The organism is Alphaproteobacteria bacterium (genome assembly GCA_040220875.1).
Taxonomy (GTDB): domain Bacteria; phylum Pseudomonadota; class Alphaproteobacteria; order JAVJVX01; family JAVJVX01; genus JAVJVX01.
Genome location: JAVJVX010000005.1, coordinates 505,340 through 519,286 on the forward strand (window position 1 = coordinate 505,340; position 13,947 = coordinate 519,286).

General features: G+C 63.2%; 14 protein-coding genes. 5 read left to right on the plus strand and 9 right to left on the minus strand.

All coding sequences use genetic code 11. The features are described 5' to 3' along the window. Nucleotides 1–4: 4 nt before the first annotated feature. Together RLQ26_04675 and RLQ26_04680 are read right to left on the minus strand one after the other, a co-directional pair. Nucleotides 5–802, minus strand: coding sequence for a copper resistance protein B (locus RLQ26_04675; protein MEQ9088018.1), 798 nt, complete (start codon nucleotides 800–802; stop codon nucleotides 5–7). Further along, complete coding sequence (locus tag RLQ26_04680) at nucleotides 799–2,652, minus strand: copper resistance system multicopper oxidase (protein MEQ9088019.1); 1,854 nt, start codon at nucleotides 2,650–2,652, stop codon at nucleotides 799–801. The genes RLQ26_04675 and RLQ26_04680 overlap by 4 nt, the downstream gene beginning before the upstream one ends. Before the next feature lie 91 nt (nucleotides 2,653–2,743). On the opposite strand from RLQ26_04680, the gene RLQ26_04685 reads away from it, so the two are divergent. Then, nucleotides 2,744–3,034 carry a metal-sensitive transcriptional regulator gene (locus RLQ26_04685; GenBank protein MEQ9088020.1) on the plus strand — a complete coding sequence of 97 codons (291 nt, stop codon included), beginning with the start codon at nucleotides 2,744–2,746 and terminating at the stop codon, nucleotides 3,032–3,034. Between the two features lie 18 nt (nucleotides 3,035–3,052). Here the strand turns inward: RLQ26_04685 and RLQ26_04690 are convergent, their stop codons facing one another. The 7 genes from RLQ26_04690 to RLQ26_04720 all read right to left on the minus strand — a co-directional run bounded on the left by RLQ26_04690 (nucleotide 3,053) and on the right by RLQ26_04720 (nucleotide 8,476). After that, on the minus strand, nucleotides 3,053–3,847 hold the full coding sequence (locus tag RLQ26_04690; GenBank protein ID MEQ9088021.1) for an SDR family oxidoreductase: 795 nt from the start codon (nucleotides 3,845–3,847) through the stop codon (nucleotides 3,053–3,055). Nucleotides 3,848–3,850: 3 nt separating this feature from the next. After that, nucleotides 3,851–4,393, minus strand: coding sequence for a 3-phenylpropionate/cinnamic acid dioxygenase subunit beta (locus RLQ26_04695; protein ID MEQ9088022.1), 543 nt, complete (start codon nucleotides 4,391–4,393; stop codon nucleotides 3,851–3,853). Further along, nucleotides 4,390–5,751 (minus strand): aromatic ring-hydroxylating dioxygenase subunit alpha, encoded by a 1,362-nt coding sequence (locus RLQ26_04700; protein ID MEQ9088023.1) that lies wholly within the window; start codon nucleotides 5,749–5,751, stop codon nucleotides 4,390–4,392. Before RLQ26_04700 ends, RLQ26_04695 begins: the two co-directional genes overlap by 4 nt. A 121-nt stretch (nucleotides 5,752–5,872) precedes the next feature. Then, entirely contained in the window at nucleotides 5,873–6,337 is a 465-nt protein-coding gene (locus tag RLQ26_04705; GenBank protein ID MEQ9088024.1) for a MarR family winged helix-turn-helix transcriptional regulator, read from the minus strand. 119 nt (nucleotides 6,338–6,456) lie between these two features. Further along, entirely contained in the window at nucleotides 6,457–6,732 is a 276-nt protein-coding gene (locus tag RLQ26_04710) for a YciI family protein (GenBank protein ID MEQ9088025.1), read from the minus strand. 191 nt (nucleotides 6,733–6,923) lie between these two features. After that, nucleotides 6,924–7,700 (minus strand): Crp/Fnr family transcriptional regulator, encoded by a 777-nt coding sequence (locus tag RLQ26_04715; protein ID MEQ9088026.1) that lies wholly within the window; start codon nucleotides 7,698–7,700, stop codon nucleotides 6,924–6,926. A gap of 113 nt (nucleotides 7,701–7,813) precedes the next feature. Beyond that, complete coding sequence (locus RLQ26_04720) at nucleotides 7,814–8,476, minus strand: superoxide dismutase (GenBank protein ID MEQ9088027.1); 663 nt, start codon at nucleotides 8,474–8,476, stop codon at nucleotides 7,814–7,816. A 293-nt stretch (nucleotides 8,477–8,769) separates the two neighbouring features. Between RLQ26_04720 and RLQ26_04725 the strand changes: the two genes are divergently transcribed. From RLQ26_04725 to RLQ26_04740, 4 genes are all read left to right on the plus strand, one after another. Beyond that, nucleotides 8,770–9,552 carry a hypothetical protein gene (locus tag RLQ26_04725; protein MEQ9088028.1) on the plus strand — a complete coding sequence of 261 codons (783 nt, stop codon included), beginning with the start codon at nucleotides 8,770–8,772 and terminating at the stop codon, nucleotides 9,550–9,552. A 222-nt stretch (nucleotides 9,553–9,774) separates the two neighbouring features. Further along, the gene (locus RLQ26_04730) at nucleotides 9,775–11,049 is read left to right on the plus strand and encodes a Glu/Leu/Phe/Val dehydrogenase dimerization domain-containing protein (GenBank protein MEQ9088029.1); all 1,275 of its coding nucleotides are present in this window, start codon (nucleotides 9,775–9,777) and stop codon (nucleotides 11,047–11,049) included. A gap of 33 nt (nucleotides 11,050–11,082) precedes the next feature. After that, entirely contained in the window at nucleotides 11,083–13,248 is a 2,166-nt protein-coding gene (locus RLQ26_04735; GenBank protein ID MEQ9088030.1) for a VTT domain-containing protein, read from the plus strand. Next, nucleotides 13,245–13,913 carry an endonuclease/exonuclease/phosphatase family protein gene (locus RLQ26_04740; protein MEQ9088031.1) on the plus strand — a complete coding sequence of 223 codons (669 nt, stop codon included), beginning with the start codon at nucleotides 13,245–13,247 and terminating at the stop codon, nucleotides 13,911–13,913. Before RLQ26_04735 ends, RLQ26_04740 begins: the two co-directional genes overlap by 4 nt. Nucleotides 13,914–13,947: the final 34 nt, after the last annotated feature.

Genomic DNA, 13,947 nt, shown 5'->3' on the forward strand with positions numbered 1-13,947 from the left:
GCGTTCAGAACCAGAACCGCACACCCGCCACGGCGGAAATTGCGCCGACATCCTCGTCCTCGGCCCGCGTGAAATTCGCCGTCTCCCCGATATCGCGGGAAAACGTGACGCCGAGATAGGGCGCCAACCGCCTTCGCAGCTCATAGCGAAGCCTGAGCCCGCCTTCCACGTCGGTCAGGCCCTGCCCGAGACCGAGTTCGGCCACCTCCTGCACCGCGAGATTGAGTTCCACGCGAGGTTGCAGGATCAGGCGCTGGGTGATGAGGAGATCGTATTCACCCTCCAGGCGGGCCGAAACGTCGCCGTCATCGCTGATGAAAATACTGGCCAGCCCTTCGATAATCAGAGGCAGCGTGCCGACCATGCCCAGCACCGCGAAATTGCGCGACGGATCGGGCTCGAAATCGTGCCGCAGGCCCAGTTCCAGATCGAAAAACGGGCTGACCGCCCGGCGGTAGAGAGCCTGGATTTCCAGTTCTTCGAGAGATTCCGGCTGGAACGCGTATTCTCCCTCGGCCGAGAAGACGATCTTTTCGATATCCCCGCCATAGGCCGCCTCCACGTCCCAGAACAGCGCCGGCTGTCCCTCGCCCGTGCGAAGCTCGATCCGATCGCCCGTGACCGAGAATATCCGGCCGCCGCCATGGCTTTCGAGGAACGCATCGCGGGCGGCCTCCATTTCACCGTTTCCGCTCGTTCCCGTCTCGGCTGCCCCCGGTGTAGCGGCCAGGCAAAGGGCAACCGCGAGCGGATGCGCGAGCGGGCGAAGAGCCCAGCGCCAGCCTGCCGCCCGGCCCGTCATGCCGGGCCGTCGCTCTTGTCCGGCCGAACCGAGACGATCTGCATCATGCCGGCATGCATGTGATACAAGAGGTGACAGTGAAACGCCCAGTCGCCCGGCGCGTCGGCCGTGATGTCGATGGCGAGTTTCTCGCCCGGCTTGACCGAGATGGTGTGCTTGCGCGGCTTATGCGCGTGCTCACCCGTCACGACATCGAAGAACATGCCGTGCAGGTGGATGGGGTGGGCCATCATCGTGTCGTTGACGAGATGCAGGCGAAGCCGCTCTCCAAGCCTGAAGATTATGGGCCCGTCGATCTCGGAAAGCTTGGTCCCGTCGAAGGACCACATATACCGCTCCATGTTCCCCGTGAGGTGGATCTCCATCTCGCGACCGGGCACACGCGTGTCGGGATTTGGAACGAGGCTTTCCAGATCGCTATAGACGAGTACCCGATGCCCGACCGCTTGCAGGCCAAGTCCCGGTTCCGAAAGCCGGTTCGCGGGATAGCGGGCAAGATTGGCGACGCCGGGTCCGCGGGGATGGTCGTGGCGCTGGGGCAATGGCGGGTGGGCCATGGGCGCCTGAACCGGAGGCATGGCAATATGATCGCCACCATCGTGGCCACCGTCATGGCCATCGCTGTGGCCACCGTCATGGCCGTTGCTGTGGCCACCGTCATGGCCGTTGCTGTGGCCGTCGCCGTGGCCCGCCTGATGGCCGTCGGCCTTGTCGGGCGCGTGACCACCCATGGCCATGTCCTTCATCGTCAGTAACGGCCGCTCCCGCAGCGCCGGCACAGGCGCCGACATGCCCGGGCGGGGCGCCAGCGTCGCCCGCCCGTACCCGCTGCGATCCATCGATTCGCACATGATCGTATAGGCCTTGTCCGCCGGTGGCGTGACGACGATATCGTAGGTTTCCGCTACACCGATCTGAAATTCGTCGACCTGCACGGGTTTCACATCGAGACCGTCCGCCTGAACCACCGTCAGGGGCAGGCCGGGCAGACGCACGTTGAAGAAGGTCATGGCGGAGGCGTTGATGACGCGGAGGCGGACCCGCTCTCCGGGGCGGAAAAGGCCGGTCCAGTTATCGCCGGGGCCATGGCCGTTGACGAGATAGGTATAGGTCTCTCCCGTAACGTCCGCGATATCGGTGGGCGACATGCGCATGGCGCCCCACATAAGGCGGTCGGCCAGGGTGGGACCCAGACCGTTTGTCGTTACGTCCCGCGCCAGGTCGCCCAGGGTCCGCTTCTGGAAATTGAAGGATTCGCTGTTTTTCTTGAGCCGGTCGAACACGCTGTGCGGATCGAGGAACGTCCAGTCCGAGAGCACGAGCACGTATTCGCGATCGGCCGCCACGGAACTGGCCTCCCGCGGATCGATGACCAGCGGGCCGTAATGGCCGGCCTGTTCCTGCAGGCCGGAATGGGAATGGTACCAGTAGGTCCCCGCCTGCCGCACGGGGAAGCGGTAGGTGAAGGTCTCCCCTGGCCGGATTCCGGGAAAGCTGACACCGGGGACGCCGTCCATACCGGCCGGCAGCAAGATCCCGTGCCAGTGGATCGACGTGTCTTCCTCCAGCCGGTTGGTCACACGCAAAGTAATGTCGTCCCCCTCGCGCCAGCGCAGAAGGGGTGCCGGCAACTGGCCGTTGACGGTGATCGCGCGCCCCGGCTGCCCGTCGATTTCGACCGTGGTCGGGGCAATCTCGAGATCGAATTCCTGGCCGGAGAGAACCGCGCCGCCGGCCGGGGAGCGCGCGGGCGAGGCGGCGCTCCGCGCCCAGGGCGGCAGAAGTGCCGAGAGGGCCGTGCCCGCGCCCAGGAGCGTCGCATTGTCGAGAAACTGCCGGCGAGTCAGCATGGCTTCACAGCCCTTCGATACATCTTTATAAGATGCTCCTGGGAAAATACCCTATAGGGGTATATGGGTCAATGCGGGGTCTTGCATGAGCATGGAAAAAGCCGGCACGGACAAAACAGCCAGGGCAGCGAACATCCGGCGCCTGCGCCGGATCGAGGGGCAGGTCCGCGGCATTGCGCGCATGATCGAGGACGAGCGCTATTGCATCGATATCCTGCACCAGATGCAGGCGATCAAGGCGGCGCTTTCGCGGGTGGAGGACGCGGTACTTTCCGACCACGCGGCGTCCTGTGTGGAATCGGCTATCGAGGCGGGCGACGCGGCGGGCCAGCGGGAGAAATTCTCGGAACTGGTGGCACTGATGAGCCGGGTGAAGCGCTGAAGCCGGCGGGGGGCAGGGCTAGGCCGGCCGGCGCGGCTGACCGGCACCGCCCTGATGGAAAAATCCGCCAACATCGAAGACCGCGCCGCTGATCTGCGCGGCCGCCGGCGAAAGGAGGTAAGCGACCATCTCCCCCGTATCCTCGGGCTGATTGGCCCGTCCGGTTACGGTCAGGGGCACCTGGTTCCCGCCCCCGGCCGACTCCATGGCCTCGAGCATACCGGAGGCTGTGCCCGGGCCGGGAATTACCATGTTGACGGCGACTCCCTCGGCCAGATGGTCATAAGCCATCGCCATGGTGAGCCCGTAGAGCCCCGCCTTGCTGGCACCATAGGCGGCGATCCCCGGCTTACCCCAGGCCGCGCCCGAGCCTATATTCACGATCCGGCCGTGATGCGCGCGAAGGTCGTCAAGCACGGCCCGGGCCATCAGGAAGGCACCTGTCAGGTTGACGTCGAGCGCTCTGCGCCAGGCCTCGGGCGTGATTTCGGTGATAGTGCCGGCAGGGCGCACGGCGGCATTGTTCACCAGCGCCCAGATCGCCCCGCCGCCCTGCCGCGCGGCCACGATCACCCGCTCGACATCCTCCTCGCGCGTCACATCCGCCTCGACAAGCTCGGCCGACAGCCCGGCCGCCGACAGGGCCGCGCGGGTGGGCCCGATACCGGCGCGCGCCCGACTGCCGGGTTGCGAGTCTTCGAGGCCACACCCGATGACCCGGAACCCTGCACCCGCGAGACGCAGGGTAATGGCCCGGCCGATCCCGTAGGTCGCGCCGGTCACGATCACCGTCTTTTCCGGGCCGTCCGCCATGGGTCAGAAGAACAGGGTGAGGTTCTTGGCCAGAAGGACATTCTGGTCGAGCAGAATTTTGCGCCGGCGGATGAGAAAACTGTCACCATCGGGCACGAGTTCGTCCTCCCGCTTGCCGACGAAGATGTCGGTATCGGATTCCACGCGATTGCGGTAGGTCATGAACCGGCAGCGGGTACGAACTGCTGTCTCGTCCGCTTCGGTCACGACAACGTTGGTGATCAGGTGAGAGGACCGCGAGAGCGGCTCTTCGGCCCAGTGATCGCCGCCCATGATCTGCTTCACACGTTGCTCTATCTCGAAATGGCCTTCATCGAACCAGTTGAGGTCGTTCTCGTGGCAGGCCGTGAACTCTGTTGCGGACGAATCGAATTTCAGATTGCGCGTCAACGGCATCCAGTAATGGACTTCCGGATGCAGAAGCTTGAACCAGTCATCGAACCGGCGCTCGTCCAGAAGATCGGCCTCGTGATAGAAGTACTGAGCCACACGATGCGTCAAATCGGGGTCCTGGCGGAGTCTGGCGCTGCCCGTGGTCGCGCTCATTCCGCCGCCCTTTCGCAGCCCAATATGCGCGGCTGGCTGCCGTCCATCATTCTGGCCCAGTGCGTAAAAAACTCGCGCTGGTTCTGTTCGGAGACGTCCTCGGTCGCGTACGCGCTGGCACCCAGCCAGGAAGCGGGCCAGGACCTGCGTTCATGCCCGGAGCCCATCTGGTAATTGAACGGGAAACGCCGGGCGACAGTGCCGCGCGCGCCCTCATGGGCGTAGGTCCAGTTCTCCATGTCATCCTGCTCGGTCAGCCCGCTGGGCCCCTGGTAACGGATCGCGTAGTGGCGGAGGACGTCCTTCACCTCCCGCGGCGCCTCGGCGGGAACGAGGAAAATCCGCCAGACTTCTGTCTGTTCCGGTCCGTCGGGATGCCAGGTGCCCATGCTCATCACACCGTTGGAAAAGGAGACATTTGGGAAGATCGTGCCGCCATGTCCGAACCAGCGGGATTTCTCCCCGAGGCGCTCCTGGCGCTTGTAATAGGCCTCCCGAAAATACTCTTCGACGACCGGCATCTCCTGATACGTGGGCATATAGTCGTAATCTTCCTTGAAGAGTTGCCCGCGGATCGTGTGTCCCGTGCCCTTGATGCAGATATTGAGCTTGTGGGCCTCGCGCGCGGCCGTTACCGGGTCGTAAATATGACGGCCCCGCTGCCCGCTCGGCGACAGAATGATCCTGTCCACCGAGGCATGGCTCGGCTGATGGTAATAATCGCCGGCAAAGTTCTCGGCGCCGAATTTCCAGTTGCTGGGAATTTTCCATTTGAAAATCCCGCCACAAACCTCCCACGGCCCGTCCGACCCGTCGAAAAGATCGAGGTAGTCATCAAAATAAAAGAGAGCGTCGCCCATATACGTCTCGAAATCCGGCGCCTCGGCATCCCAGTTGGCCCAGATACTGCCCCGGTGATTATGAACGCGGGGGGAGATCAGTCCCCATTCGCGGCGATCGAGCTCCTCATGATAGGCGCTGGTGAGCTTGGGCACCTTGACGAGCGCGCCGTCATCGCCGAACACCCACCCGTGGTAGGGGCAAGTGAAATACTGCTCGTTGCCCTTGTCGTAGCGGCACACCCGCATGCCGCGGTGACGGCAGTTATTCAGGAGAACGTGGATCCTGCCCTGCTGATCCCGATTGAGAATGACCGATTCCTCACCCATCCGTGCGAGAATGAAGTCACCGGGACTGGGCACCTGGCTTTCATGGCCGATAAACAGCCATGAGCGAGTGAAAATCCGCTCCAGCTCCGTTTCGTAGATATTCCGGTTGAAGAAGACCTCCCGCGCGATCTCTCCGCGGGACAGGTTCACGATATCGCCCTCATATTTCTGTTTCGCTGGCGGCATCATCAATCCCTGTTTCCGGTTTCGGCCGGCCCGCCCTGGCGCGCCGGCCATCTTTTACTTTGATATCTAAGAAAAATAGGCCCTGGCGACGACCCTGTCAATTTCTGCCACAGGGCCGCTCACCCTACCGGGTCGCTTCGCGGACGGCCGCCTCGACCCGATTTCGAATGCGGATGAGGATCGTCAGGAGCGCGTCGATATCCTCGGCCGTCTCTCCCCGGATACCCGCTTCATTGGCGAGGCGCGGAATATCGCTCAGGCGTTCGCGAAGCGCCCGCCCCTTGCCGGACAGGAAAACGCCGATCCGGCGGCGGTCATTGGGATCGCGCCGACGGAAAATCAGCTTTCGACGCTCCATCACGCGCAGGGCGGCGACCGTGGTGGGCTCCGTCAGTCCCATCGTCTGGCTCAGCTCGCGCTGCGAGACCCCGTCTTTCTCCCACAGCGCGCGAAGAAAGAACCATTGGGCGGGTGTCAGGTCATGCTCGGCCAGGAGAACCCCGAGAATCCGGTTGAAGGCCCTGTGCGTCGCGCGGATCTGATAACCGACGCTTTTTTTCGGCGGCAGGTAGGTTTTTTTTCGCCCCATTCCGGTCACGGGCTCCCTTTTCTGGTTCTGTCGCCCGCGCGGCGGGATCCGGCGCAGCTTAACGGTCGGGGCGGTCGAGTTCCATGACGGAAATGCCGAATGGCGACGCGTGCAGGCGCCTAGATGCGCTTTTCATAGGGGTGAATGGCGATGCTCTCGAATACGCCCGCCTGGGTGAAGGGGTCATTATCGCTGAAGGCCTTGGCCTCGTCATAGGAATCCGCCTCGATGATGAAAAGGCTTCCGACCATCCCGCCGCCTGCCTTGTCCATGAGCGGGCCCGCCGTCAGGAACTTAACCGGCTCGTCCTTGAGATAGGCCATATGAGCCTCGCGCGACTGCTGGCGGGCGGCCGCCCCGTTTTCGCTGTCGAGGCAGTAGATAGCATAATACATGCGGTTCTCTCCGGAGGTTGGCGAACCGCCGGCGCCGTCTGGGCGCGGGACCGGCTCGCAGGTCTTGCTGTCCGTCGGATTTGTCCGCGGATTTGCCCGCGGATTTGCCCGCGGATTTTGTCAGAATCGGCGGCGAACACCAACCGATAAGAGCGTGGTTCGGGCAGACTCCGCCGGACCCGGGCGTGGCATCACCGGGGATCGATGGCGGCCCGGGCGAGGGCCTTGGGAGAGGCCGGCCGCTGTCGCAGGTAGGAGGTGTCGAATTCCGCCTGTTCGCGGAGCCTTTCCGGGGCAAGGATGTGGACTTCCCGGTCCGCGATCGTCACGAGCCCTCTTTTCCGGAGGGTCTTGAGCGTGCGATTGACATGCACGACCGAGAGCCCGAGCGTATCGGCGACGAGCTCCTGCGTGAGGGGCATGGCGTAACGCTCTTCGCTGGCGTAGCCGAGCAATTCCAGTCGTTTTTGCATCTCGGCAAGGAAATGTGATACGCGCTCCACCGCCGACCGCCGGCCCAGGCTCACCAGCCGCTCGCGAATCATGAATTCGTCCCGTGTCGTCGCCCAGGAAATTGCCATGAAAAGGCGCGGGTGATGCTGACAAAGATCCAGGACCATCTGCGGGTCGTAGGGCGTCACGGATACCTTCGTCAGGGCCTCGACCGAGAATTCGGCCCGGCGGAACAGGAAGCCGTAGAACCCGATGAAGTCGCCGGGAAGGATGAAATTGATGATCTGCCGTCGTCCGTCATCCAGCATCCGGTAGCTATAGGCCCAGCCGGCCGCCATCCAGTAACTGGCCTCGAATTCCCTGTCCTTCTCGAGAATGGCCTCGCCCGGCTGGAAATCACGGCGCTGGGCGCGCATTTCGCGCAGCAGCCCGACCTCCTCCCGCGACAGCGTGATGTATTTCTGGAGCTTGTTGAGCAGGGGATCGAGCGATCCGGAACCCGCGCTTCTGGTCACAGACCGCCTCCCGATATTATATCTTTTATATTATCCAAGAATGCCGCCTGCGATAGCTGGTGAAATCGGGCCGACCGAAGACACGACCCGGAACGTCCGGACACCGGACTCGATCAGCCCACCACGAGACTGGACTCGATCTTTTCCACTTCGCTGGCATCGATGGGCGAATGGTCTTCGACCAGACGAAGCTGCTGATTGGCGAATTTCCAGTTGATCAGGTGGTTGAGAAAGGCATCGACATAGGCGGCGCGCTTGTTGAGGTAATCGAGATAATAGGCGTGCTCCCAGACATCAGCCCCGAGAATTGGCCATTTGTCGTGGATAAACGGCGGCTCCGCGTTCGGTGTTGACATGACCTCCACCTTTTCTCCGTTCCAGACCACCCACGCATAGCCGCTGCCGAACCGACCCGTCGCGGCCGCGCGAAAGGCCTCGTGGAATCTGTCCAGGTCGCCGAAAGCGCGATCGATTTCGGTCCCTATCCCGCCATCCGGTCGGCCACCACCTTCTGGCGACATGCTGGCGAAATAAAAACTGTGATTCCAGACCTGCGCGCCATTGTTGAATACCGACGCATCGTCCTGTTTTGTGGCGCTGTCGGTGATGATCTGCGTCAATTCGCGCCCCTCGTACTGGGTGTCCTCGATAGCGCGGTTCAATTTGCTCACATAGCCTTCATGATGGCGGTTGCGATGGACTCGCATCGTCTCTTCGGAAATGTGGGGCTCCAGCGCGCGGAACCCGTATGGAAGCGTGCCTAGTTTAAAAGCCATACCTAATCAGCGCTCCTTTCCGTAACGTTAGTGAAGCTGCAGGTTTTTTCCGCCCGCCAGCCAAGCATGCCAGCCCAGGCCGCGCCTTTACATATGATAGCCGCCGATTCTGATAGCCGCCGATTCCGGACCGGGCCGATCCCGTCTGTGAAGATTAACACAGGTAAATGTCGCGCTCGTCTCACCTCCCTAGGGTGCCCCAACGCTCTCAAGGACATGGCTCGGTCGCCTGGCTCTTAAGAGCATGACGACTCACGATGAAGCATGACGACTCACGATGAAGGAGGCCAATCATGAAAAGAAGGAAAATTTCAGCCCCCGCGATCGCTGCTGCCGTTGTCGCTGCCTTTGGCGTTGGCGCGCTGTCAACGCCCTTACTGGCGCAGGAGCAGGAGAACAACGAGCGGCGCGGTCTCTGCTGGCAACCTTTCACTGCAATTGACCAGGATGGTGACGGTGAAATCAGCTCGGAGGAAATCGACGCGCGCGAACGCCTAGCGTTCAATCGGCTCGACGAGAATAACGACGAAATGGTCGATTGGCAGGAATATGTCGAGTGTGTCGCACTGAACCCCGGGGCGACGGCAGAAACACCGCGTGATCCCTATGTCGAAGCGCGCACTGAGGAAGAGTTCCTCGGCATGGATCCCAACAACGACGGGAAGGTCACGCTGAGCGAGTACATGGATTACTCGCGCAAGGCGTATGACGATGCCTTTCGCTATAACGAAACGACACCCACTCTTCAACTTTACGCCGAAAGCATGAAGGGCTTGTCCTACGACCCGATGGCGGCGGACGTCGACGAGGACGAAAAGATCTCCCAGGAAGAGGCGGCGACAGATGTCTTCAAGCGTTTTGGTTCGCTTGATACCGATTTCGACGGGCGGATCGAACCCTCGGAATGGATCCAGAAAGAACGTCGCGCCGGCGCCAAGGAACGCTTCCAGGCTCTCGACCTTAACGATAACGGCCGGATCGAGCGGTCGGAATACCGCCTGACGGAGCGGGTGCGCGCGAAGGACCAGGATCTCCCCTCGGCGCACTGGATGTACCGTTCCTACCAGTACTACTAAGCCGGAAATCCGTGTCGGACGAAAAGGCTGGGTCCCGCCCCCCAAAAGCCCAGCCTGACTTCCGGCAGGGCCGCCCCGGAGCTCCCCCGGCTTCCGGGGCGGCCACTTCCGTCGGCACCGACGGGTGCCCGTCCCCTCGTCCAGTCTGAACAGTCGCGCCGGCAGCGTCGGCGCGATCGCCGCGACCGGAGAACGCCCGGGAGATAAATCCGGGAGACAAATATGGTGAAAACTATCCAAACGAAGGAAACCACGCGCGAAAAAGATATTCGGGACTGCATTGACCTGTTCGTTGACCGGGCCACGGATCGCGCCGGCATCCCGGATGATTTGAAAACCATACTGACATCACCTCACCGCGAGGTGGCCTTTGATCTGCCCCTGAAACGCGCCAACGGATCCATCAATCTCTTCCGCGCCTTCCGGGTACAGCACAACCGAAGCCGCGGCCCCTTCAAGGGCGGCCTGCGTTTCGCCGCTGGTGCGGCCTCTGCCCATTTCCGGGCACTGGCGTCGGCGATGACCTGGAAATGCGCCCTGGTGGATATCCCGTTTGGCGGGGCAAAAGGTGGTATTGCCTGCGCGCCGGACGATCTGTCCCTGGATGAGCTCGAGACACTGACCAAGAGCTTCGCGCGGCGCCTGGACGGGCTGATGGGCGAAGATATGGACATCCCCGCGCCTGATATGGGCACCGGCGCGCGTGAGATGGCCTGGATTTACGACGCCCGGTCACAGACCGGCGACTCACCCGGGGTGGTGACGGGAAAGCCGCTCGAAATTGGTGGATCCCACGGGCGCGAGTCCGCGACCGGACGGGGGGTGGCCATGATCACAGAAAAGCTGCTGGCCGAGGAAGGCCGAAAGCTACGGGACACACGGATCGCCTTGCAGGGTTTCGGCAATGTCGGCCGGCATGCAGCACACGCGCTCGCGGCGAAGGGCGCACGGCTGATTGCCGTGACCGACAGCCGGGGCGGGCTGCATAATGCCCGAGGTCTCGATATCGAGAGGCTGATCGCGGCCAAAATCGGAGACCCGCCCTGCCCGGTTGCGGAGGCCGATGTGCCGGGCGAAAAAATCACTGCCGACGACATTATCGGCCTCGAGACGGATGTGCTTATTCCAGCCGCCGGACAGCACGTCATCGACGAGGACAATATGAACGAGGTCTCGGCCAGTTATATCGTCGAGGGTGCGAACCTGCCCACCACCTGCAAGGCCCATTTCGCCCTTTGCCACAAAGGGGTCAAGATCGTCCCCGATATTCTGGCAAACGCGGGCGGTGTGACGGCCTCATATCTCGAATGGTGCCAGAACAAGCAGCGCTTTCGCTGGACCGAGGAGAATGTGGAGCGGGAGTTGAAGCGCCACCTGATGCAAGCCTGGGATGCCGTCAGAGAAAAAAGCCGGACCGAGGGGATCGATGACCGCGAGGCGGCCTATGCCATTGGCGTCGCGCGGGTCGCCGCGGCAACCCGGCTTCGCGGGTTTTAACTTATCGGCCGGTTTCGGCCGGGGATGACATCCATGACCAGCGGCCCGGAAGACGAAGAGATATCACCGCTGGACAGGCCAGAGGCCGTTTGGCGCCGGGTCGGGGCGGACCGGGCTGCCGTCGTCACCGATGGGGGGCCGTATTTTGCCCTGATCCGCGAGGCGCTGCTGAAGGCCCGCCATTCGGTCCTGATCGCCGGCTGGGACATTCATTCCGATACCCGGCTGCTGCCCCATGATCCGGAAGATGGCGCGCCGATCGAGCTGGGCCCGCTGCTCACCCATATCGCGCGCCGCAACCCGGAGCTGAAGATCAGGCTCCTGGTCTGGGATTATTCCGTCATGTATGCGGCCGAGCGGGAGATCCTGCCCAGTTTCCAGATCGGCTGGCGCACTCCCGCGAATGTCGACTTTCGGCTTGACGACCGACTGCCCGTGGGCGCCAGCCATCACCAAAAAATCGTCGTGATCGATGACCGCCTGGCAACCTGCGGCGGCCTCGATCTGACCATCCGGCGCTGGGACCGCACGGCCCACGACCCGCACGACCCCGACCGCGTGGACCCCGACGGCGAGCCCTACGGCCCCTACCATGACGCCGTCATGGTGGTTTCGGGCGCTGCGAGCCGGGCGCTCGGCGATCATCTTCGCGACCGATGGGCTGAAGTCACGAATGAGAGGCTTGCCGCCGCGCCTGAAGACGGGGACGAACTCTGGCCGCCGGAGTTGATACCGGATTTCGAGAATATCGAGGTCGCCCTCTCACGCTCCATGCCGCCGTTTCGCGGGCGTCCTGAAGCGCGTGAGATAGAGAGCCTGCTTCTGGCGGCCATACAGGCCGCAAAGAGCGCGATCTACATCGAGAACCAGTATGTCACGGCGGCCGTGATCGCGGAGGCGCTGGAACGGCGGCTACAGGAAAATCCGGCGCTCGAGGTTCTGATCGTCTGCCCGCGCGACTGCCATGGCTGGCTTGAGAACAGTTTGATGGGCGAAGGCCGCCGCCGATTTCAGCGCTACATGGAAGCTGCCGGGCTCGCCCGGCGTGTCCGGCTGGTCTACCCGGCGGTGCCCGATGGCGATGACGTCTCGCCGATCATGGTGCATGCCAAGCTGATGATGGTGGATGACCGGCTCTTCATCCTGGGGTCAGCCAATCTGAACAATCGCTCCATGGGTTTCGACAGCGAGATGACGCTAGCCCTTGCCGCCGATACGCCGGCCAGGCGCGAGCGCCTTCGCCGGCTGCGCACCCGGCTGATCGCACATCTTCGGGGCGTCGAGGCGGAGACGCTCGAGCCTCTCGCCGATCAATCGATTTTCCGCCTTGCCGGCCTGGATGACGCGGCCGAAACATCGGGCAGCCCAGGGCGGCCGCTTCTCCCCGTTCCACCGGCGGCGGAGGACCCCACGCAGGAACAGTTCGGCAACTGGCTGCGCCCGTTGGGAGATCCCGAACGGCCGATCACGGCCGACCAACTTCTGGACGGGATGGGCCGACAGGGACTGGCGCGCCGGCCGCCGCCCCGCTTTCTGCTGATCGGCCTCGGGATCGCGCTGGCGCTGCTTCTGCTTGCCGTCGCCTGGCATCTGGTCGCGGGGCGGATCGGGCTGAGCGCCGAGAGCCTTGGCGCGGCGCTCACCGGCCTTCGCGGCGCACCTTACGCGCCCCTGCTGGTGACGGGCGTATTCCTGCTGGCGGGCCTGGTCTCGCTGCCGGTCAATCTTCTGATCATCGCAACAGGCTTCGCCTATGGCCCGGGCTGGGGATTTGCCTACAGCACGCTGGGCAGTCTGGCGAGCGCCGCCCTTCTCTACGGCCTCGGGCGGGCGCTCGGGCGACAGCGCCTCGACGCGCTGCTGGGCCGCCGCATGTCCAGCCTTCGGCGGTTCCTGTCGAAAAACTCGCTGATCTCGGTCACCTTCCTGCGTCTCCTGCCGGTGGCACCCTTCTCCGTCGTCAATCTTGTGCTGGGAGGCATTCGGGTGCGTTTTCGCGACTATCTGCTCGGGACGCTGATGGGACTCGCGCCCGGGCTTTTCGCCCTCTCTTTCTTTGGTGAAAGCCTGCTCGGTATCATGCGCGATCCGTCTTCCGGCCAAATTTCCCTGGCTGTCGGTATTCTTTTCCTCTGGCTCACCCTGTCCTGGATAATGCAGAAAGCCGTCCGCCGTATCTTTGACAAACGGCAGTCATGACCCCATCGGTCATGACCTACAATGTGCACGGCCTGGTGGGACAGGACGGGATTTTCGATCCTCAGCGTATCGATTCCCTGCTCAATAGCGCCGGTGCGGCCGTCATCAGCCTGCAGGAAGTCCGGGATCTGGAAGACGCGGCGAACTCACTTTGCCGCGCCCGACACCGCCTCTGGGCACCGACCCTGACAATGGACGGGGCGGGGTACGGCAATCTCCTGCTCAGCACCTGGCCGATTACCGGCGCCGGCATCCACGACATCAGCGAGAAAGACGCCGAGCCACGCAACGTGATCGACGCGCTCATCGAGACACCGGCTGGCGCACTCCGGGTGTTGTGCACCCATCTGGGGCTGAGGCGGACCGAACGTCGGCGGCAGATGCGTCAGCTTCTCCGCTTGCTCGATCGCAAGCCGGACCTGCCAACGGTGCTGATGGGCGACTTCAATGTCTGGCGGCGCACCTCGCCGGTATTGTCAGGCCTGCGCCAGCGAATGGGGGATCAGGCCGCGCCGGCGAGCTTTCCCGCCCGACTTCCGGTCGCCGCGCTTGACCGGATCTGGGGGCGACCGCCGCGGATCCTAGGCCGGCCGCGCAGCCTGAAGGAACCCCGTTATCGCCGGGCCTCGGACCATCTGCCGGTCATGGCCGCGCTCCGGTTGTGAGAGACCGTCGGGGCGACGGCTGAGCGCCGCCGCC

Bases quoted from the DNA above. Each gene is read 5' to 3' on its own strand.
- RLQ26_04730 (MEQ9088029.1), top strand. From the start codon at position 9,775: ATGGTGAAAACTATCCAAACGAAGGAAACCACGCGCGAAAAAGATATT.
- RLQ26_04685 (MEQ9088020.1), top strand. From the start codon at position 2,744: ATGGAAAAAGCCGGCACGGACAAAACAGCCAGGGCAGCGAACATCCGG.
- RLQ26_04680 (MEQ9088019.1), bottom strand. From the start codon at position 2,652: ATGCTGACTCGCCGGCAGTTTCTCGACAATGCGACGCTCCTGGGCGCG.
- RLQ26_04690 (MEQ9088021.1), bottom strand. From the start codon at position 3,847: ATGGCGGACGGCCCGGAAAAGACGGTGATCGTGACCGGCGCGACCTAC.
- RLQ26_04675 (MEQ9088018.1), bottom strand. From the start codon at position 802: ATGACGGGCCGGGCGGCAGGCTGGCGCTGGGCTCTTCGCCCGCTCGCG.
- RLQ26_04740 (MEQ9088031.1), top strand. From the start codon at position 13,245: ATGACCCCATCGGTCATGACCTACAATGTGCACGGCCTGGTGGGACAG.
- RLQ26_04695 (MEQ9088022.1), bottom strand. From the start codon at position 4,393: ATGAGCGCGACCACGGGCAGCGCCAGACTCCGCCAGGACCCCGATTTG.
- RLQ26_04705 (MEQ9088024.1), bottom strand. From the start codon at position 6,337: ATGGGGCGAAAAAAAACCTACCTGCCGCCGAAAAAAAGCGTCGGTTAT.
- RLQ26_04720 (MEQ9088027.1), bottom strand. From the start codon at position 8,476: ATGGCTTTTAAACTAGGCACGCTTCCATACGGGTTCCGCGCGCTGGAG.
- RLQ26_04700 (MEQ9088023.1), bottom strand. From the start codon at position 5,751: ATGATGCCGCCAGCGAAACAGAAATATGAGGGCGATATCGTGAACCTG.
- RLQ26_04725 (MEQ9088028.1), top strand. From the start codon at position 8,770: ATGAAAAGAAGGAAAATTTCAGCCCCCGCGATCGCTGCTGCCGTTGTC.
- RLQ26_04735 (MEQ9088030.1), top strand. From the start codon at position 11,083: ATGACCAGCGGCCCGGAAGACGAAGAGATATCACCGCTGGACAGGCCA.
- RLQ26_04710 (MEQ9088025.1), bottom strand. From the start codon at position 6,732: ATGTATTATGCTATCTACTGCCTCGACAGCGAAAACGGGGCGGCCGCC.